The sequence below is a fragment of the Prevotella pallens ATCC 700821 genome (genome assembly GCF_000220255.1).
GTDB lineage: Bacteria > Bacteroidota > Bacteroidia > Bacteroidales > Bacteroidaceae > Prevotella > Prevotella pallens.
The window spans coordinates 114351-136689 of the sequence record NZ_GL982514.1 but is presented as its reverse complement, the minus strand read 5'-3'; the positions used below and the strand labels follow the sequence as shown (position 1 = coordinate 136689).

The 22339-nt window shown below is 42.1% G+C and carries 12 protein-coding genes; 7 read left to right on the top strand and 5 right to left on the bottom strand.

What is annotated here, in order from left to right; genetic code table 11:
• Positions 1-202 precede the first annotated feature (202 nt).
• From HMPREF9144_RS09765 to HMPREF9144_RS09740, 5 genes are all read left to right on the top strand, one after another.
• A complete protein-coding gene (locus tag HMPREF9144_RS09765) occupies positions 203-4612 on the top strand; it encodes a cobaltochelatase subunit CobN (protein WP_006045849.1) in 4410 nt (1469 codons plus the stop codon).
• A gap of 7 nt (positions 4613-4619) precedes the next feature.
• Entirely contained in the window at positions 4620-5318 is a 699-nt protein-coding gene (locus HMPREF9144_RS09760) for a hypothetical protein (protein ID WP_006045848.1), read from the top strand.
• A 71-nt stretch (positions 5319-5389) separates the two neighbouring features.
• Positions 5390-5992: a MotA/TolQ/ExbB proton channel family protein gene (locus tag HMPREF9144_RS09755; RefSeq protein WP_006045847.1), complete on the top strand. Its 603-nt coding sequence runs from the start codon at positions 5390-5392 to the stop codon at positions 5990-5992.
• A complete protein-coding gene (locus HMPREF9144_RS09750) occupies positions 5989-6324 on the top strand; it encodes a DUF2149 domain-containing protein (RefSeq protein WP_006045846.1) in 336 nt (111 codons plus the stop codon). The genes HMPREF9144_RS09755 and HMPREF9144_RS09750 overlap by 4 nt, the downstream gene beginning before the upstream one ends.
• Before the next feature lie 670 nt (positions 6325-6994).
• Positions 6995-8245, top strand: coding sequence for a hypothetical protein (locus HMPREF9144_RS09740; RefSeq protein WP_040595752.1), 1251 nt, complete (start codon positions 6995-6997; stop codon positions 8243-8245).
• An 825-nt stretch (positions 8246-9070) separates the two neighbouring features.
• On the opposite strand, the gene proS is transcribed toward HMPREF9144_RS09740, so the two are convergent.
• A complete protein-coding gene (gene proS / locus HMPREF9144_RS09730) occupies positions 9071-10552 on the bottom strand; it encodes a proline--tRNA ligase (RefSeq protein ID WP_006045840.1) in 1482 nt (493 codons plus the stop codon).
• A gap of 336 nt (positions 10553-10888) precedes the next feature.
• Between proS and HMPREF9144_RS09725 the strand changes: the two genes are divergently transcribed.
• A complete protein-coding gene (locus HMPREF9144_RS09725; RefSeq protein WP_006045838.1) occupies positions 10889-11569 on the top strand; it encodes a YiaD family glycine zipper/OmpA-like lipoprotein in 681 nt (226 codons plus the stop codon).
• An 891-nt stretch (positions 11570-12460) separates the two neighbouring features.
• The gene (locus HMPREF9144_RS09720; RefSeq protein ID WP_006045836.1) at positions 12461-15559 is read left to right on the top strand and encodes a leucine-rich repeat domain-containing protein; all 3099 of its coding nucleotides are present in this window, start codon (positions 12461-12463) and stop codon (positions 15557-15559) included.
• Between the two features lie 481 nt (positions 15560-16040).
• Here the strand turns inward: HMPREF9144_RS09720 and HMPREF9144_RS09715 are convergent, their stop codons facing one another.
• From HMPREF9144_RS09715 to HMPREF9144_RS09700, 4 genes are all read right to left on the bottom strand, one after another.
• Positions 16041-18863, bottom strand: a complete 2823-nt coding sequence (locus HMPREF9144_RS09715) for a M16 family metallopeptidase (RefSeq protein WP_040595853.1) — start codon at positions 18861-18863, stop codon at positions 16041-16043.
• 75 nt (positions 18864-18938) lie between these two features.
• The gene (locus HMPREF9144_RS09710) at positions 18939-20195 is read right to left on the bottom strand and encodes a DUF4876 domain-containing protein (protein WP_006045832.1); all 1257 of its coding nucleotides are present in this window, start codon (positions 20193-20195) and stop codon (positions 18939-18941) included.
• A gap of 32 nt (positions 20196-20227) precedes the next feature.
• Positions 20228-21760 (bottom strand): DUF6850 family outer membrane beta-barrel protein, encoded by a 1533-nt coding sequence (locus HMPREF9144_RS09705; protein WP_040595748.1) that lies wholly within the window; start codon positions 21758-21760, stop codon positions 20228-20230.
• Between the two features lie 161 nt (positions 21761-21921).
• A complete protein-coding gene (locus HMPREF9144_RS09700; protein ID WP_040595746.1) occupies positions 21922-22299 on the bottom strand; it encodes a hypothetical protein in 378 nt (125 codons plus the stop codon).
• Positions 22300-22339: the final 40 nt, after the last annotated feature.

The following is a 22339-nucleotide window of genomic DNA, read 5'->3' as shown; positions in this document are numbered from 1 at the left end:
TTTTATCGCATAGTGATAATGCGTTATATCCATAGATGTAATGTGTTGTATCCATAGATGTAATGCGTTATATCCATAGATATAACATACTTACACCATAGTGTTAGAACTGTAAAGCCATAACAACAAAGATAGTTTTGCACACAGCAAACAAACAATATTAAACAGCTAAACCATTCATAAAGAAATAAAAACGAACAGAATGAAGAAACAAAAAATAATAATCGGCGCCGTTATAGCACTGCTACTGCTTATTGGTTTCGGCGTTTGGAACAAGTGGATGTCCACTACTCGGATAGCATTCATAAACTATCAAACCATAACACTGGGGCAAATTGGTCGTGCAAACGATAATCCGCTCATCAAAATAGAGAGTCTTGATGCCGACGACATAGCCAAAGCCGATGGCTACGATATGGTTTTTGTGCAGGCAATGGGCTTACGGCTAACCGAAGAACAACGTGCTGAGCTTGAAAAAGCTATGAAAAACGGAACGCCAGTGGTGAGTACGCTCATCACAAATCCCGATAACGATTTCTGTTCGGTAGACACTGCCAATGCCAATCGTATGAAAGCGTATATCGACAACGGCGGTCGCGAAAACTATCACAACCTTCTTAGCTATGTAAGAAAGTACATAGACAAAAAAATTATCTATGCTTCTGAACCCGGAAAGGTGGTAGAACGTGTTTACGGACTACTCTATCACGCCGACCCAAACCGTCCCGACGACGAGGATAAACAGTTTAATTCGTTGGCAGAATATAACAAATTCCTAAAAGAAAAAGGACTTTGGAAAGCCAATGCACCCGCTATCATCATAACAGGAAGTATGGGCGAGCCTAAAGAACTAATAGCAGAGTTAGAGAAAACTGGCAATATGGTGTATCCAGTGAACTCTATTCAGCAGTTTGTAGAGGCACATCACGCCGACAGCATTAAGGTTTCAGCCATCATTAATATGGCGCACGGACGCTTAGGCGATGCTTTCGTAGACTATTTGAAGCGTGTTGATGTTCCATTATTCGCTCCGCTGAACGTAAATCAGCAGGAAAAGAAGTGGGAAAACGACAAGATGGGTATGAGCGGAGGCTTCCTTTCGCAGAGCATAGTTACTCCAGAGATTGACGGAGCCATACGTCCGTATGCCCTTTTCGCACATTATGTAGGCAAAGACGACCTTGAATACGTTGCTGCAATGCCCGAACGGCTCGGCTCTTTCGTGCAAACTGTAAACAACTACATAGCTTTAAAGCACAAGCCAAATAGCCAAAAGCGAGTTGCCATATACTATTATAAAGGTCCAGGACAGAACGCTTTAACCGCAGGAGGTATGGAAGTGGGACCTTCGCTCTACAATTTGCTGGTGCGTTTAAAGCACGAAGGCTACAACGTAGCGGGCTTACCAGATTCGCCAGAGGGCTTAATGCAAGCCATACAAAGGCAAGGTGCAGTGTTCAACCTATATGCTAAAGGAGCGTTCGACGACTTTATGAAGAACGGAAAACCAGCTCTTGTAACCAAAAACCAATACGAAAGTTGGGTGAAAAAGACACTCCGACCAGAGAAATACCAAGAAGTGGTGAAGGCAAACGGCGAGTTTCCAGGCGAATATATGTCTACTCCCGATGGAAAACTAGCTGTTGCACGTGTTCAGTTCGGCAATATTGTGTTGCTTCCACAGAACGCTGCAGGCTCAGGAACCAATGCTTTCCAAATTGTTCACGGCACTAACGCAGCTCCACCACATACATATATTGCTTCGTATTTGTGGACACAATATGCCTTTAAAGCCGATGTGCTGATACATTTTGGCACACACGGCAGTCTCGAATTTACTCCAAAGAAGCAAGTTGCCCTAAGTAATCTCGACTGGCCAGACCGTTTAGTGGGCACACTACCACACTTCTACCTTTACACTATCGGCAATGTTGGCGAAGGACTAATAGCCAAACGCCGTTCGTATGCCGGACTACAGTCGTATCTTACACCACCTTTTATGGAGAGCGGAATGCACGGAGCATACGCAGAACTATCGTCTAAAATAAAGCTTTACAACCAAAACATTGGCAAAAACAAGGCTTTATTGCAACAAACATCGCTTGCAATAAAAGCCATTGTGGTGCGTTTGGGCTTCCATCGCGACCTTGGTTTAGACAGTATACTTACCCGTCCGTACACAGAAGAGGAGATAACGCGCATCGATAACTTTGCAGAGGAACTCTCAAACGAGAAAATTACAGGACAACTTTATACTTTAGGCGTACCTTACGAGACCGCACGCATCAACAGTAGTGTACTTGAAATGTGCACAGATCCCGTAGCTTACTCGCTGTTTACACTCGATAAGGTACGCAAAAAAGCCACCGAAGCCTTGCTAAAACACCGTTCAGAGTTCAACAGTCGCTACCTTTACCCTGCCAAAGCATTGGTTCAGTCGCTCATAAATAGTTCGGCTGAAGTGTCAGATGCCTTTGTTTGCAAAGTAGGACATCTATCTCCAGACGACATTAAGCGTGCCCACAAGATATACGATGACCTTAATGCACCATCGGATATGATGAGTATGATGATGCGAATGGGCTCTATGAGCAAGAAAAACAAAGGCGGAAAGGGTATGCCAATGGGTATGGGAATGGCTAAAGGTATGGGCAAAATGCCACCAGAAATGGCAAAAGCTATGTCGAAAGGCAAACCAATGCACGCCAAACAAGGAGGTATGCCACCAATGGGACACCCCGGAAAGATGCCAAAAGGTATGGGAAAGAAACCTGAAAATATGGGCGGACACCCCACAACAAAGGGCAAACAAATGCCACAAATGGGCAAACCAATGGGTGGAAAGGCTATGCAAGGAATGCCTAAGAAGGGTATGGCTGGCATGGCAGCTATGATGAAAGACAAGAAAAAATCGTATTCTAAAGAAGAAAAAGACTTTGCTTTTGCGGTAAGAGAACTGGAACGAACGCTCAAAAACATAGCAAAGTATAAGCAATACCTTCTTATTAGTCCGCAAAACGAGCTCGAAAGCATCATCAATGCTATGAATGGAGGCTACACTGCCCCCTCTCCTGGCGGCGACCCTATAGTTAATCCGAACACATTGCCTACCGGACGCAACCTGTTTGGCATAAATGCAGAGTCTACACCAAGCGAAGCTGCATGGGAAAAAGGTAAACAATTGGCACAAAACACCATCGATTTGTATAAGCAACGCCACAATGGCGCAATGCCACACAAGGTTAGTTACACACTATGGAGTGGCGAATTTATAGAAACAGAAGGGGCTACCATCGCTCAAGTGCTATATATGCTGGGCGTAGAACCCGTGCGCGACTCGTTCGGAAGGGTAAGCGACCTACGCCTAATCCCATCTAAAGAGTTGGGACGAAAGCGTATTGACGTTGTAGTACAGACCTCTGGACAGCTCAGAGACCTTGCTGCATCGCGTCTTTTCCTAATTAATAAGGCGGTGGAGATGGCTGCTAACGCCAAAGACGATGTGTTTGAGAACGAAGTTTCTATTGGTGTGAAAACTGCAGAACGCCATCTTACAGAGAAAGGAGTATCGCCTAAGGAGGCACGAAAGCTAGCTTCGCAACGCATTTTCGGTGGAATGAACGGCAATTATGGCACTGGCATACAAGCAATGGTTATGAGTGGCGACCGCTGGGAGAAGCAAGAGGACATTGCAAACACCTATATTAACAACATGGGAACCTTCTATGGCAGCGAGAAAGACTGGGAACAGTATAACAAATATGCCTTCGAGGCAGCCCTAACGCGTACCGATGTGGTGGTGCAACCCCGCCAAAGCAACACGTGGGGGGCATTAAGCTTAGACCATGTATATGAGTTTATGGGTGGATTGAACCTCGCTGTACGACAAGTAACGGGCAAAGACCCCGATGCTTACCTAAGCGATTATCGCAATACACATAACGTTCGCATGCAAGAAGTGAAGGAAGCCATAGGCGTAGAGAGCCGTACCACCATTCTAAACCCTGTATATATAAAGGAAAAAATGAAGGGTGGAGCAAGCGCAGCCGGTGGTTTTGCAGAGATTGTAGAGAATACTTACGGCTGGAATGTTATGAAACCGAAGGCGATAGACAAAGAATTGTGGGACGATATATACCGTGTGTACGTGCAAGACAAGTACAAACTGGGCACAAAAACATTCTTTGAACAGAAAAATCCAGCAGCTTTGCAACAGATTACAGCCGTTATGCTCGAAACTGTACGTAAAGGAATGTGGAAAGCAACGCCTCAGCAGGTGGCTGATATTGCAAAATTGCATGTAGAATTGGTTAAGAAATACAAGCCGTCGGGCTCTTCTTTCGTTACCGATAATGCCAAACTACGCAAGTTTATAGCATCTAAGGTTTCGCCAGAACAGGGCAAAGACTATCAACAACAGATAGAACAGGTGCGCAATTCGGCTGCAAATGCCAACAAGGGTACTGTTATGAAACGCGAAGATATGTCGCAAAAGGTTGAAAAACATTCTCCGCTGCTTAGCAAAGGTCTTGTTATTGGTGGTGCTGTGTTACTATTTGTCATACTAATAGCATTCGTTGTGCGCCGCCGTCGTAATACAAATGCAGAATAAATGAATAATGGAAACCATAGTATATATACTATTTATGCTTGTTTGTTTCAGCTTTTTGCTGAAACAAACTTTCGTAAATACTTTGCAACTTAGTATTACTGCGGTGGCAGCAATGGTGTTTACAGGCTTCGCTTGGCACGTTGCCATCTTGCAATCGTCCACAGAAATAGCTGCATGGTTGGCAAATACAAACTTGGTTCGCGATATTTCTGTGGTGCTAAACATAGACGTTCTCTTGTCTATGGCATTCTGCTTGCTGGCTGCAAACATCAAAATTGGAGAACACGTAGGGCGCAAAGCTCGCTGGCTATATGCCTTTTTACGGTTCTTTCCTGGCATTATGATTGTGCCAACTCTATTTGCTTTGCTTGTTGAAACCATATTTATGTTTCCGGGCGAAGACTTCTCGCTCATTGCTTGGACGCTTGGCGGTGTGTTCTGTGGGGCTATTTTGTTGCTCACATACACCATAAAGCGGTTGCTTCCCGAAACTTTCTTACGCTTAGAACTGCTTTTTCTCTGCAATTTGCTCATTGCTTTGGTGGGCATAGTGGCTACAGTGAATGGCAAAACTGCCGTTGTGGGAACCGACAGCACAAACTTTGGTGCCCTCGCAGGTACACTTGCTTTGGTTGTTGTGGTTGGCATTGTGGGAATGTTGTGGCAACGTTGGCACACCAAACGACAAATGAAACAGTTAGAATAACACACACACGTTATACAAAAAACATTTAGGCGCAACACATAATAAATAAGAATATAAAACAATAATACATTATGAACTACATTACAGACATACTCTACTGGATTTCTTCAGGACTTCTTGTACCCGTAGTCCTACTTCTCATTTTCTTCTTTTTGCGGTCGTTGTTGCTCTTGGGCGGCTTCTTCAGTCAGTATCTCACTATGCGCAAGAGTGGCATAATGCTACAAAAAGAGGTGAAACAGCTCACTGCCAACAACCTTTCTACACTTGCAGAACGACTACCAAAAGGCAAATTGCCCGTTGTAACCTGCATTTCTAAAATGTTAGAAAACCGTAACAGTCCTGCAAAAGTTACCTTTTTGCTCGACGAATACGAGTGTATGGTGGAGCGAGAGCTTGAAACGCCAAAGATGTTTACTAAAATGGGACCAATGTTAGGACTTATGGGCACACTCATTCCTATGGGTCCGGCTCTCGTTGGCTTATCTTCTGGCGACATTGCATCTATGGCTTACAACATGCAAGTGGCATTTGCAACCACCGTAATAGGCTTGTTTGCTGGCGGAATAGGCTTTGTAGTAAAGGCAGTTAAGCAGCGTTGGTATCGCAGAGATATGGGAATGCTTAACTATATTGCCGATATGTTAGACGAAAACCGCGACAAACAACTATGAGAAGACGACAAATTAAATTTGAACACGACGAGGACGACGACCCAATGAGTGTTGTTAGCAACCTCTTCGATGCTGCAATGGTGTTTGCGGTGGCACTTATGGTGGCGCTTGTTACCCACTATAAGATGACAGAAATGTTTAGTACGGAAAACTTTACCGTGGTAAAGAATCCGGGAAAGCAGAATATGGAGATTATTTCGAAGAAAGGAAAGCAGATAGAACGCTACACTCCATCGAAAAATCAGGACGCTAAATCGAGCAATAAAGGTAAGCGTGTGGGCACAGCCTACCAGCTTGAGAATGGCGAAATTATATATATTCCAGACGAATAACCACACTGGCAACACACACAACAATATTGTTGTTTTTTAAAAACCCCCTTTTTGCAATGCAAAAGTATGGTTTTTGGCGTTCAAAAACCACCTTTTTGTAATGCAAAAAGGGGGTTTTTACGTATAGTAAAATATCCAGCATACACCGCACAAACCATTTATCGTGTGCAAAATGTATATCAGCGAACACACCGCAATATCCATTTTTTGCGCAAATATATGGCAGCGTGCACTCCGCAAGGCGTAGGGGTGGATTCATCGCGCCCGTTTTACAATCCAAACCAAATGGTTTTGATGTGCCGAAATGATGCGAAACGCAACGCCATTTCGTGATTATTCGAGCACACAGCCACCATAAATAGGCAAAAACATCTACGAAACAAAGCTATCAAAAAGAGGAAACGAATATAGCTAAGTTATTGTTTTTTAACTAATCGGATTTGCAATTACAAGAAAAAAATAGTTTCTTTGCCATTCAATAAAGTATTTTTTTAACAATACAGAAACAGCACTCGACACACTAAGTGCACGTTGGTTGAAAACAAACACCAAACGAAGGTATATTGAAAAGACATTCCAAGCAAAGCCAATAAGCCGAGCAAAAACTGCAAAAGCAGTAATAAAACAAAGGAATATAACAGCTGAAGAATTTTAAAAGAACTATAACTTTATGAGAAAATTTCTACTTTTGATGATTGCAACATGCTGTTTAACAACAACAATGTATGCACAAGACAATTGGAAAATGAGGGTAACAATGAAGTCGGGAGAGGTTAAAGACTTCCCTTGCAACGATGTTAAAGACGTAACCTTCAGCAATACGAATAGCAATAGCTACCATGCCGATGTGGCTGTAACTAACACTTACAACATATATTACGGCTCTGTGTCCGACGAATTGGCAGCTTACACCCTACACCTTTGCGATGGAAAGCTGTCGAAAGGTGGCTTACCAACCGAGATTAATAAGCACGATATAAGGGTAACTATACTTGCTAAGCCTTCGTTAAACCCAAATAGCGCAGCCTTAACAAGCGGAAACTATACGCTTGTAGATAATACTGACGAGGCTGGAGTGTACCACAAACAAAGCGTTTACATAGAAACTAATAAGATGAATGCCAACGGACAGGTGGACGGTTTCCTAGATTCGCTTACGGTTTGCAACCTTAAGGTGGAACAACGACCTAACGGAACATACAACTTGCTACTGGAAGGCGAACTAAAAGAACACGGAAAAATACGCTTTACATACGATGGCAAGCTCGATTTTGTAAACAAAGACCCTGACACAGGCTACCAAAGCATTACAGAAAATGTAGACTTTAAACCAAAAAGTATGTCGGGACGATATGTAAGAGCTACCGATTCGTATTGCGATTACTCCATTACTTTCTTGAATTGTGAGACCGATGCAGAGGGATTTATAGTAGGAGCAGGCGAGTATTTGAACCTTGTGTTGCTCACAGAATATAAAGTTCCAATGGACATAAACACCATTGTGGGCACCTACAGCGTAGTTATGCCAGTTACAGGAGCTGTTTACGAACAAGGAAAATTCATTGGAGGCACTATGTTTAAGCGTGGAAACACCACCTATCCAGTGGGTTCGTACTACAAAGAGTTTGACGGACAGGGCGGCGAAGCATTCGGATTGTTCAACGGAGGCACTATAACCGTTACACAAAACAATGGCGATATCACTTTCAAAGGCAACTGGACTACACCCGAAGGCAAGAATGTGAAGATGGACTACACGGCAAATGTTAGCAACATTATAGACCAATCACAACAGCAAACAAGTGCTAACGCCAACCAGAAAACAAACATTGGTAAAGCCAACAATACCAAAACAACACTGCGCACCAACATTAACGATGTGCAAAATGCTGGCAACAGTATATTGATGATTAAGAATTAAACCTAACTTCGAGCTTCTGCTATCTCACACAACCATAAGGAAGGCGAGGTAGCAAGCTCTCTTTTCGCTATCGCCTTAGGCATTAAGACTTTAGAGAACAAACCAAACACCAATATAAAAAGCGCATTTTTGCATTGTAAAAATACAATTTTTAGTTCGCAAAAATTGCGCTATTGATGAAAAGAAAGTACACATACGCTTAGAAAAATATACGTTTTTGATTAAAGAAGAATGTACGAGTGTTCATAAAAAGAGTACATTATTCCAAAAAGAAATGCTAAAGCCGTTTGGTCTTAGCATTTTCTTTTATAGAACAAAAGCCATTTTAAGCACAAAATATATTAGAATATATACCCATGAATATGCAACAAGCATATCGCAAAACACCCATATTTGTTTCGCCAAATATTCACATTCAAACACGAAATATATTGCTACCAATTTGCAACAACATAACATTCAAAAAACAAAAACCATACTTTTGCAATGCAAAAACCTACTTTTTGCACGCCAAAAAGGGGGTTTTTACACGCCAAAAAACCCCTTTTTGTTTTTCGTTAGTATAACAAACACGTTGTTAATGTGTTACGAATATTCCGTGAAATGGTTGCGAACATTCCACAAAATGCCCACGAAACATTCCACAACAACGCAACGCACACACTGCTATTTTGGGGTAAATATAAAAAAGGGACCCCATAAATGGAATCCCTTTAACTGCAAACCGTCTGCCATAACCATTGCAAACAGATTGCAACAATGCCACAAACGCCCTCGTTCTATTGTTTTTTTACAAAGCACAAGAGCCTCAGGCGCACTGTGGTTTTAGTAAGAACGTGCTATAATAACACGGTGTTTAGCTGGCTTTCCACTCACCATGTCCACGCCTTCGGTCTGTTCGAACATAAAAGGAACACACCGAATGGTAGCCTGAGTGTCTTCTTTTATCTTTGCTTCCGTCTCTTCTGTGCCGTCCCAATGGCATAAGAAGAAGCCACCATCCTTAATTCGCTCTTTAAATTCATCGTAGTTATCACACTCGTATATATGTTCGTTGCGGAAGTTGAGTGCCTTTTGATAGATGTTAGTCTGAATATCGTCAAGCAATTTCTCTATTCTTTCAACAATTCCATCGAACGAAACGTTTTCTTTTTCTAAGGTATCGCGGCGCATTATCTCTACCGTGTTGTTCTCTAAGTCGCGTCCTCCCATTGCCAAACGCACAGGAACGCCCTTAAGTTCGTAGTCGGCAAACTTAAATCCTGGTCGTTTGTTGTCGGCATCGTCATACTTTACGCTAATGCCAAGCTGTCTAAGCTGTTCAACAACAGGCTTTAGCTTTGCCGAAATGGCAGCTAATTGTTCGTCGCCCTTAAATATTGGCACAATAACAACCTGTATTGGAGCAATCTTTGGAGGGAGAACCAACCCGTTATCGTCGGAGTGTGCCATAATAAGAGCCCCTATAAGGCGTGTGCTTACCCCCCACGATGTAGCCCAAACATATTCTGGTTTGTTATCTTTATTTAGGAAAGTAACATCGAACGACTTAGCAAAGTTCTGTCCAAGGAAGTGCGATGTACCACTCTGCAGTGCCTTTCCGTCTTGCATCATAGCCTCTATGGTGTATGTATCTAATGCTCCTGCAAACCTTTCGGTAGCACTTTTCACTCCCTGCACCACAGGAACGGCGAGCCAATGTTCGGCAAAGTCGGCATAAACTTTAAGCATTCGTCTTGCTTCTTCCTCTGCTTCCTCTCGTGTTGCGTGGGCTGTGTGTCCTTCTTGCCATAGAAATTCGGAGGTACGAAGGAATGGTCGGGTGCGCATTTCCCACCTCATTACGTTGCACCACTGGTTGCACATTAATGGAAGATCCCTATATGAGTGTATCCAATTGCGGTAGGTGTTCCATATAATGGTCTCGCTTGTTGGTCGAATAATAAGTTCTTCGTCTAGTTTTGCTGCAGGGTCTACCTCTACTCCACCCTCTTTTTCGTTAGCACGGAGCCGATAGTGGGTAACCACAGCACATTCTTTGGCAAATCCTTCTACGTGTTCGGCTTCGCGAGAAAGGAAACTTTTTGGAATAAGAAGTGGGAAATAGGCATTTTGTGCGCCTGTTTCTTTAAACATTTTGTCTAACTGTGCCTGCATCTTTTCCCATATAGCGTAGCCGTAAGGCTTTATTACCATACAGCCTCTAACGGGCGATTGCTCTGCTAAATCGGCCTTTACAACAAGGTCGTTGTACCATTGCGAATAGTTTTCTGCCCGTTTGGTAAGGTGTTTTAATTCTTTTGCCATAATATATACTATCTTTTTCTATGTCGTCTTTATAGGCAAATTCCCTAACTAAATAGGCAATTCCCCATTGTTTGAATAACTTTATCAGCGTAATTTTGTGCAAAATTACAAAAAAAATGTTGGCAAACGGCACTTCAAAATAAAAATAGTTGTATCTTTGTTGCGGTGCCAGTGCATTAAGAAGGCATTGGTTTTGCAGGATAACAATTATGTGTTGTTTCGCTTAAAAAGAATGTAATGTGCTATTAAACCGTATGTATGATGTGCGCATACATATTGTGCAATATGCTAGAACATATATATTAGAATTTTAAAACATATAAAATTATACGCATTATGAAGAGTTTAAAAACAATAACAGCCGCACTTTGTGTAGCTACACTCGTGTCTAGTTGTGCAACAAATCAAGGAACTTATAGTGCCGGAGGTGCCGGAGCAGGTGCCGTTCTCGGGGGTATCGTGGGCAACATTATAGGTAAAAACACCAAAGGAACTGCTATTGGTGCTGCCATTGGTGCCGCTGTAGGTGCTGGAACTGGTGCTTTAATTGGTAGACACATGGACAAAGTAAAGCAACAAACCCAAGCACAGGTAGACAATGCTAAGGTTGAAACTGTGAAAGATGCCAATGGTTTAAGTTGCGTAAAGGTTACTTTCGACTCTGGTATCTTGTTTGCTACCAACAGTTCAGACCTTAATGTATCGGCAAAACACGACCTTACGAAGTTTGCTGGTGTACTTAGACAGAACAGCGACTGCGATGTTGCCATTCAAGGATATACCGATGCATCGGGCAACGACAATATTAACATTCCGCTTTCAGAGCGTCGTGCCAAAGCCGTTTCAAGCTATTTGCGTTCGCAAGGTGTGTCTTCTGGACAAATTCGCACAGTAGAAGGTCTTGGAAGTTCTAACCCTATAGAGAACAAACGCGTTAGTCAGGCTAACCGAAGAGTAGAGGTTTACTTGTATGCATCTAAAGAAATGATTAATAAAGCCAATAATGGCACCTTATAAAAAGATGCCTTATTTTTGATTAAACTTAACTACCGCTAAGACGTGTTCCGTAAATGGAGCACGTCTTTTTGTGTATATAACATTCTAATAGCCACACATTTACAACCTGAATATACCACAAACACACACGAAATGCGTGGCGAACATTCCGTCAGGTGTAGGAAACCGATTCATCGTGCCCGTATTTTCACATTATCAAATATGCGTTTTCGTTCCCCATTTTGTGGGTGTACACGTATATGCAAACACCATAAAATTGTACACCAACGTACACTTGCAACTCGCTATAACACAACAACATACACAGAATGCCTACTTTCGCAATGCAAAAACCATACTTTTGCAATGTAAAAACCCCCTTTTTGCACGCTAAAAACCATACTTTTGCAACGCAAAAACCCCCTTTTTGATTGATGTCTATATTGCTCTTATAAAACACTAAACATTCGGCTATAAAACATTCCTACCAAAACCACAAAACACTGCTCACAATATGGCTACACACACTACACATTACGGCATATACACAACCACCGTTTGGCACAACTTTATTATACCCTCCCATTGCACACAACCACAAAACGCATAATGAATTGCACCACTATTATGCACACTTTTTGTAGCATTTATTATATTTCTATCCTATTTTCTTTGACATTAAAATTATTTATAGTATCTTTGCCGAACCTAAATACCGATTCATATAAGTCGAATTTAAACAATGTAGCCCTACATATAATAAGGTGTAAATTCTATTACGGAACAACAAAAAGAGAGAACGCAAACGGTGCAAAAGGCACCACAGCAAAACATATCCGTAGGAAAAACGGTTTATAAAGGCTACCAGAACGCTCATAAAGTATATACATTAATTTCAAACAATAAGCAAAAATGAGAAAAATCTACTTACTGATGTTTGCCCTAATGCTGTGTTTTAGCATGGCAAATGCGCAAGTTATCGAGGGCACGGTACTAAAATCGTGGGACGGAGCCAGTGGTTCTATCGAGATTCCTGCCAATGTTACCGAGATAGCAGATAACTGTTTCTACTCGCCAGCCGAGGAAGATCCAGACACTTGGGAGGTTATTGGCGAAGAAAAGAGTAACACCAACATTACAAACATTAAGCTAAACAATGTAAAAAAAATAGGCAAGAATGCCTTTAAAGGGTGTTCTAACATTGAAAGTATAGATGCACCCAATGTAGAAATAGTGGGCGACGAAGCCTTTGCACGGTGCGAAAAACTTGCAACATTGGCTCTTCCAAACATTAAAAATGTGGGAGTAGATGCCTTTCAAGGCTGCGAACAACTAAAAGAAATAGCGTTAGGAAAAAGCCTTACTACCATTTCGGGTAACTCGTTTAAGAACTGTAAGTCGCTAACAACCATATCTATAGACAATGGCGGAGGCTATAAAGCTTTGCAAAATGCCATTATCAGTCCAAACAAAACATTGGTTTATATTGCCGGACAAGCCAAAGAAATAAAGCTAACTGCCGACGAATGTACTGCCATTGGCGACTATGCAATGTACAACAACACAAATATTGCAAAAATAAACCTACCCGGCGTTAAAACCATAGGTAAGGCTTGCTTTACGGGTTGCAGTGCTTTGGCAGAACTGTTAGTACCCAATTTGGTAAGCGTAGACACCAATAGCTACATTACATGGAGTGGTGTGGCATCGCTAAACGTGGTAGACATTCACCTAAGCAACAACTTTGTGTCGTTCGGAACTACCGAATTTGCCGATAAAAGCTCCACAACCATTTACGTAGCTAACGAAAACGTAAAGGAAAAACTACAGCAAAAGTTTAAGAAATGCCAAATAGTAATAGGCGAACCACAGTCTACCGAGAAGTTTAAAGTAAACTATAGCATCACAAATATAGAGATTGATGGTAAGAAAATAGGCGAAATTGAAGCGTGGACAAACGGTGCACGCAACTTCGAAACTGGTACAGACATACCCAAAGGCAATAGCGTTTCGGTAATGGTAACACCATACGGCGGCTACAAAATAGACAAATGGGAAGTGAATGGCAAGTTGGCTGCACCCGAAAATCTACGTCCCTCATCGTCAATAAATGGCGAAATATGGTCGGTTTATCACATTTCAGAAGCATTAAACATAGTAGTTACACTTACAAAAGAGGCAGAAGGAGACATTATTTTCTTTAAAAGTAAAGAGCCAAACTTTGGAAGTGTTACCTGCACAGTGGTAGAAACAGAACAGAAAATAAATAGTGCCGAAAAGGTAAAGAAGGGTACTAAGCTCCGTTTCGAGGCATTTCCAAACGAAGGATACCACGTTACACAGTGGTATAAGCTTGGCAAAGAAACCGTAACAGATGCTGAAGGACATACAAAAACCATCGATCAGTATCTGCCTATCGCAGGTTTCGACAACGCTACAATATACGAATGCAACGCAGAAGATGCCTTAGACATACTCGTAGACTTCGATCGCGAACAAGGAAAGCATATTGTTAGCTTCAAATCGCTTAACAATGAAACTGGCGAACTCACAGCTTCGGTAGACGGAACTGCTATTTCTACAGGCGCAGTAGTGGCACATGGCGCAACAGTAGTGTTCACAGCGCACCCAAAAGAGGGCTATGTTGTAGACAGTTGGCTACTTAACGAAAGCGAAATAAAGGGCGAAAAGGGACTTACTTACACCATTCCCGACCTGAAAGAAGACGTTACTGTGTGGCTGGTTTGTAGCAAACAAACAGAAGAAACCGAACATAAAGCCGAAATAAAAGACGGTCATCTCATCTCGTGGAAGCCAAAAGGCAAGGCTATAACCCCAGAAGGAGTAGAGTATATAGATAACAACGCATTGCAAGCTGCCACAGAACTCGAATCGTTTCATATAACAAAAGACGTTAAAAGCATAGGCGAACTGGTGTTTTTGTTCTGTACTCAGCTCACCGAAATCACGGTAGACCCTGCCAACAACTACTTTACATCGGTAGACGGAGTATTGTATAGCAAAGACAAAACACGCTTAATGGCTTATCCTCCGGGCCGTTCGGGTGCGTCATACGAGATTATTCAGAGCGCAACAAGCATAAAACCGGGCGCATTTGCATTGGTTCCATCGCTTCTTGGCGTTACTGTGGCTAAGGGAAACACGGCTCTACGTGCCAACAAAGGCGCACTCTACACGCGCAATATGCTCACTTTACTCTATCAACCTACCATTCCACAAACTGCACCGGGTACAGATAAGCTCGCATTAAACGAGGGATTGGAAACCATTGCCCGCTATGCTTTGGCATACAACCATACTGTTACAGAGATAACACTACCTGGTTCGCTTAAAACTATCGAGGCTAATGCACTCTCAAACAATCCTAACTTGAATGGAATAAAGTGGGAAGAGGGTGTTGAACCTGAACTTGAAACCATTGGAGATTCGGCTTTTTACCACAACGGACAGTTGGCAATGCTACAGCATATCCCATCTTTAAAAACACTGGGAGCAGGTGCTTTCATTAAAAATGCTAACCTTGTGGAGGTTCATATACCTGCAAACTGCACCATAGGAGATAGAGCTTTCTTTGAATGTTTGGCACTTCAGAACGTCTATTCGTATAGTATGACACCGCCAGCTGTAGCCGACGATGCTTTCAAATCTATATATTATCTTGACGATGCTGTGCTACACGTAGACCAAAATGCGGTAGAAGCCTACAAAAAAGCCGATGGCTGGCGACACTTTAAGCACTTTGCCACCGATATTGTTACTGCAATTAGCTCTACAAAGGTTGCTACAAACAGTGCCGTTCGGGTTATAGCACAAAGCAATGGCTACACCATCGAGGGGCTGAATGCCGGACAACGCTACACGCTTTGCACTGTTTCGGGTGTGCAAATAGCTACTGGCGTAGCCAACGAAGGTAGTTTGTTTATACCTGTTAAGCGCAATCAGGTGTACATTCTGCACATTTCGGGCGATAAAACCTACAAACTGTTCTAACAAAAGTATTCAGTTTAGCACATAAAACACAAGAGAGAAGCAAACATCATGGGTTTACTTCTCTCTTTTTTCTATCTGTCTTGATGTACGAAATATTACGAATTGCAACGCCATTTTGTGCAATTACGTGGGTACGGTATGATGTATTGCAATGCCAACGGTGGGAATATGCAACGCCATTTGGTGGGTGTTCGTGGGTACGGGCACGATAAATCGGACCCCTACAGCTGCTGACGGTCTGCCATTTTGTGGGTGTTTACGGATATGCAAATACCAAAAAATTGTGCACCAACGTACACTTGCAACTCGCTATAACACAACAATATACACAGAATGCCTACTTTCGCAATGCAAAAACCATACTTTTGCAATGTAAAAACCCCCTTTTTGCACGCCAAAAACCATACTTTTGCACGGCAAAAAGGGGGTTTTTGTTTTTCGCTATAATGGTAGACGTTTTTGCAGATGCTAGAAAATGGTTTTACTTTGCAGGGGTTGTGGGTTGCGTCATTGTAACTTCTATGCAATTGTTCTGGTTTAGCAGATTGCGAAGAGTGGTACGAATGTCGTCGCAAGTCATATTTTCTACAATGTAACGGAAGTCTGTATCTACGTCTATTCCATTGTATAGGTCGGTGTAGAGCACATATTCCCAATAGTTATTCATACGCAACACTTGGTTATACACCTTTAGTTCGTATGCTTTTACCTTATCGAGGTCTTGCTGCGATGGTCCTTCGGTAGCCATTTTTTCCAATTCTTTGTATACAATAGGTATTAGGTCGTTATATTTTTGTGGGTCTGTTTGGAATGCAATTCGTAGCAAAGCCTCATCGTTGGGGTGGTGTTGCAAGTTGCCCGATACCTGTACGCTATACGTTCCTCCCTTATCTTCGCGCACCTTTTCGGTGTAAACAATGCGCAACAGTTGTCCTATGGCGTCCATTAGTAATTCGTTTCGGTTGTTGTATTCCATTTTTCCTTTTATCACAATGGTAGTAATGGCAGTAGGAGTAGTTTGTTTTTTATGGAAAACGTATGTTTTTTTGCCATCAACAAGCTTTGGTTCATACGTACCAATGGTTTCTTTTGTGTTGTTAGATGGCAGTGTTGCAATGTATTGACATAGCAATGGTTTCAGTTTGTTTATGTTTATGTTTCCCGTAAGAATAAGTTTGAAGTTGGCAGCATTAGCAAACAGTTCTTTATAAATGTGCATAATGCGGTTGTAGTTCACCCTTTTCAGTTGTTCTTTGTCCATCGATGCCATTCTGTTGGTAGCGTATGCCACTTTGTGTAGTGTGTCGTTGTATGCCAACATTGGGTTTACGTGTGCGTTAGTAAGGAACTCTTGTTGTTGTTCCATTAGGTTTTTAAACGCTTGTGGGTCTTTTCTGGGCTGTGTAAAGTATAGGTACACCAGTTCGAGAAGCGTTTTTGTGTCTTTCACATTCGATGTTCCTGCCATGCCTCGAGTATCGTTATCAATGAAAGGAGTTACGGTTGCGGTTTTCCCAGCCAGCATTTTTTCTAAGGTAAGGTCGTTGTATTGTGCCACCCCTCCTATGGTAGCTCCAGCCATAAGATAGGTTAAGTTTGGCATTTCGCTATCTGGATATATGTTTTTTCCTCCTAAACTAAATAGCTTTAGGTTCACTTCGTCGGGTTCAAAGTTGGTTGGTCGCACATAAACTTTCAGTCCGTTAGATAGTGTAAATTCGGTATATCCATATTTGTAGGTACGTTCCGATATTATGCTACCAGGTTTTGGCAGTTTTGTTATAAGCCTTTCTGTTAGTGTGTTTTGTGTTTTATATGGTGTGTAGTGTTGTTTTTGAGCTTTTAAAATAGCATTTTCTATGCTACTGTTAGTAGGCATTTTAAAGGTATTTTTGTCTGGTCCGAACATTGTTACCACCTGATTTTGGTTTGTAATAATAGTTTTTGCCAGTGCGTTTACATCGTCTATGGTAACCGTTTTGTCGAGTTTTCGCACTATTTCGAGTTCTTTTTCAGGTTCTATAATGGGTGTTTCTTCGAGGAAGTTCTGCACACATTGTTCCACAAATTCGCCATTTCGCCTGTTAGAACGGTCGTTATAGTCGTTCTCTGCATACGATAGCATTTCGGCTTTTCCCCTTTTCAGTTCATCTATAGTTATGCCGTTGGCACGTGCACGTTCCACTTCTCCCACCAGAAGTTGTATTGCTTCGATGGCTTTTCCCTCTTTTAGTACGCCCGAAAGCTCGAAAGCATCTTTTGTAGATGCCAGAAAGAAGTTGCCACTTCGTACCGATGCCGATATAAAAGGAGCGTTTTTTGTTCTGCTCAACTCTTCTAATCGGTCGTTAATAGCCATTCTCAGAATGTTAGTTTTGTAGTCGTCGGCATAGTTTTGTATGGTGTTTCGTTCTTGTTTTGGTGTTACATCGCGTTTCATGTATAGTGTAAAATTCACGGTAGGCTGTTCTTTGTCGGTAGCCGTGTATAGTATCATCTTCTCGTTGTTACCTATTGGGTAGTAAATGCGGTGTGCGGGATTTTGTGGAAGTGGTATTTTAGCAAACAGTTTTTTTATTTTTTCTTCTATTTTATCCTCGTTTATGTCTCCCACAACTATAATAGCTTGCAAGTCTGGACGGTACCATTTGCTGTAATAGTCGCGTAAATCGTTGTAAGGAAATGTTCTAACAATGTCTATATTGCCTATTGGCATGCAGTCAGAATACTTTGTTCCGGCATAAATAACGGGCATAGCTTGTTCTGAAAGTCGTTGCATAGCCATACCAGAGCGGCGTGTTCGCCATTCTTCTTCTATCACTCCCCGTTCTTTGTCTATCTCTTTGTCGGTTAAAAGTAGTTCGTGGCTCCAGTCGTTTAGTATTAATAGGCACGAATCAATTACGCCTTCGCGTGTTACAGGTGCCGCCGATATGTTGTAAACAGTTTGGTCTACGCTGGTATAAGCATTAAGATTGGCACCAAACTTAATGCCTACGCTTTCGCACCAAGCTACTATTCCGGGTTGCAAAGTGTTGCCTGGGAAGTGTTTTGTGCCGTTAAATGCCATGTGTTCTAGGAAGTGTGCCAGTCCGCGTTGGCGTTTTTCCTCGAGAATAGAGCCAACTTTCTGTGCAATATAGAAGTCTGCTACGCCTTTAGTTTGTGCATTATGGCGTATATAATAGGTCATTCCGTTCGGCAAAATGCCCTTTCTTATGGTGTTATCGTTATCTATTTTTCCTTGTTGTGCATATATATTGCATGCAAAGAAAAGTGCTACAATGGTTAGAAAGTGTTTCATTTTGTTTTGCATATTTTGCTTTTTATGTTTTGTTTATATTGTTATTGTGGTTTGTTTTGCCAGCTTTTATGTTGTTTAAGGCATCTTTGAGCACGATGGAACAGCGTTTGGCGTGAAGTCGTTGGTAGAGTTATTGGTATCAATCCACCCATTTTCGTTTCTTTTTCTTACCACAGCTTTGTTGTAACGAGCCTCATCAAAGTCTACATTTCCACAGTAAGTGAAGCCCTTATCTAGCCTTGCCGATATTATATTCCACTCGTATACGGTGGGAACGGCAAGGTTTACGGCATCTATTATCCACGCATTTGGCATAAAATATTCGTTTTCGTTCATTGGCACCACTATGTCTCCTTGTTTAAAAATGTAGCCAAATTTGTATCTATATTGCTTTGTATATGTGCTTTGGTCTACCATTGGGCGAGCCAATGCGTAGCTTTTTACTCCACGAGTGTGCATTACAAACGTTCCATTAAAGTTAGCATACCAGTTTAAAAGGTTGGGTACTTTGGGGTTATCTTGGTCTCCTTCGGGGTGCGAAGACTTGTCGTAGATTTCAAAATCTGCCTTTCTCAGGTCGAAAGAGTTAGGGTTTATGGGACGATGGTCTATGGCGGTGAGAGCTATAAGTAGTTCTTTTCCGGGCAGAACTGGTACATCGTGTCCGGTGCCGGGTATGACATAGATGGCAGAAATGGTCATTGCTTCGTTCCTAATATCGGGTTGATAGTCGTGTTTATCGTCGCTTGTGAAGAACGATTCTATGAAAGCTATGCCGTCAGCATACATTGTTGTGTCGCTATTATTGCCTATTTTGATGTACTGATCGTCGGTATACATAAACCCATCGGGGGTTGTTGTGCCGGTAAAGAATATTTCTGATATTACAAATCCCTCTTGTGCAGAATACACATTTAGGGCTATTTGGGTTGTTTTTTGGGGTTCGGCTGCGCTAATGGCTATGTTTTGGCATTCGGCTTTTACCTTTGCGGCTATGTTTTGGTTGTTTAATTTATAGTTTATAGTGCCTTTTACGGCTATGTTATAGTTGCCTTCGGGTATAGAAACTGTGGTTTCGAACCTCTTTCCAGCGGGTTTAAAGTTGGTAGCGGTATATTGTTTGCCGGTTTCTACATTGGTTAGCACGGCTGTTGCTTGGGTTAGTGTTGCGCCATTTATATTGAGTGGTATGGTGAGCGCAAGGCTATGGTTTGCTATTTGGGGTTCTATGCCGTTGTCGTTATAGTTTGTGCACGATGCGAAAGCTATGCAAAGCATTGCAAATAGTGCTAATATTGGGTTTTGCTTTTGGCTGTTTTTGTTTATATTCATTGTTATATTGTGTTGTTATAATGGGTTTTTTGTTAGAAGGTTACGCCCATTGCAACGTTTGTTTCTACCTGATGTAGCAAGGCAGAATGGCTATAAGCGAAGGCTGTTTTTAGGAAAACGCCTACCCCTTTCCACTGTTTGGGCTGATGATAGACGGTGCATTGTGTTGCTAAAGTCCAGAGATGCGCTGTTTTGGTGGCATATATGTTGTTTACAAGTTGTGTTATTTGCTTATCCATAATGGCGTATGGCATAACAATTCGTTTAGAGTTGTTGTGGAAATAGGCAGCATTTGTGTTCCATTCTATTTGCCATTGTGCTGTGTTTTGGTGTTTTTGTTGTGTTTTGTTGCACCATAACCACTGCCAACCGAGCCGTCCGTAGGTTTTTGCAAATGCCATTTCGCGTCGCAAATCTATGTATTCCGAATAGTCGTTTAGCCACCCTAACTGTGCGTTAAGCATTATTTTCGATTGGTTGCCTGTGCTTAATGCTCCGCCCAAATGGTAGTCGGCTTTGTTGTTTTGGTACATTGAGAGTGTTATAAGCGACTTATATTCGGTGCTCGACGAGCTTCCTGCTATGTGTTCTTTACCTCGCCGGTGTTCCGTACGGTATCCTGCGAAGAGTGCCCACCGCCATTTTCCTTCGTGTTTCCAGCCTGCTTGTGCTGCCATAGTGGTAACTTCGAGTTTGCTAATGGGTAGTGCGTTAAGTTCGGTAAGTATGTTGTTGTAAGGCATATATGTTCCTTCGACTGACAAATATGCGCCACTGGTGTTTAATGGAGTTAGCTGTAGGTCGGCAATGGTGCCTGTTCCTTTATAGTACGACGAGCGTATTGCACCTGCAAAGCGCACATAGTTGGTTCCAAGTCCCGTCATGTGGTATTCTGGAACTACGCCCAAAGGGTTGTAAAAGTCTACATTGTTGGTTTGTTTATAGGTGTGCATACCCACTCCTGCCCCTATATTGTAGTTTCCATAAGCACGAGCCAGTCCCACACGTAGGGTCAAATCGGTTGCTATTCCTCGTGGTCTGGGGTCGATGGTTCGGTATTCGTGTTCGGCTCTAAAGTTTATTTTTGCTCCAAAGGTCCATTGTTTCAGCTTCACGGCATAGCCTCCGTAAAAGGCATATTGCTCGTTTTGCAGGTCTCCTCCAATGGTATCTGCCATTACGTATGGGTATAGTTGTTCGTAGTCGGAGGTGGAATTGAAACGTATATTGCGTATTTTTCCTGTTTTGTAAGATGCTCCTCCCCATACGGTAGTGGTAGCATTGAGATGCAAATAAGAGCTTACGGTTGCATTGCCCAGTGTGTGTGCATTGCCCAATTGTGGTTGTTGTGGAATGTTGGCATGTTTATAGTTCAGGTTCAGATACATTTCCGATAGCGATGTGGTGTACACGTTGTGCATAAAAGCTGGGTTGTGCAGGGCGTTGTCTAACACTTTTGTCCACTGGTTTTGGTGTTCGGCAATTGCTATAGTGTCTTTTTCGTGTGCTCTTATGGGCGAAAACAGCAAACAACAACAAAGGGTTATAAATAGGTATCTTCTCATTTCGTATTTACATAAGTAGGTGGTTGAATTTCAAAAGTATGGTTTTTGCATTGCAAAAAGGTAGTTTTTGGCGTGCAAAAAGGTAGTTTTTGTTTTGCAAAAAGGGGGTTTTTGTTTTTGCAGGAATTATATAGTTTATACATACCAATAGTTTATTGTTTTTACATAAATAGTATATTGGTGCGTATTTGTGTGGGGTGAGCAACAATTTCTATATAGTTTTCCGATGCTCTATAGTATTTTACGCCTTCTGTTCCGTCTGCCATTCGGTATCGTATGGTACCTTCGGCGTCCATCATATATGCTCCTCGCAACACGTTAATGGTGGCAGTGTTTTCTTGAAATGTGGAAACGGTGTAGCTTCTGCCATTCGATAGGTTTTTAAGCACCACAGTTCCTTGCATTTCTATGGGTGTTATAGTGTCGGGAACTTGCAGTGTTACCATTGCTTGCGTATAGTAGTCGTCGTCTTTTTGTGTACACCTTATTGCCAGTAAGGGTAGCATAAGCACAACCATAATATAGAATAAGCATTTCATTGTAGGGTTTGTTTTTATGTGTTTGGATAGGCACACGGTG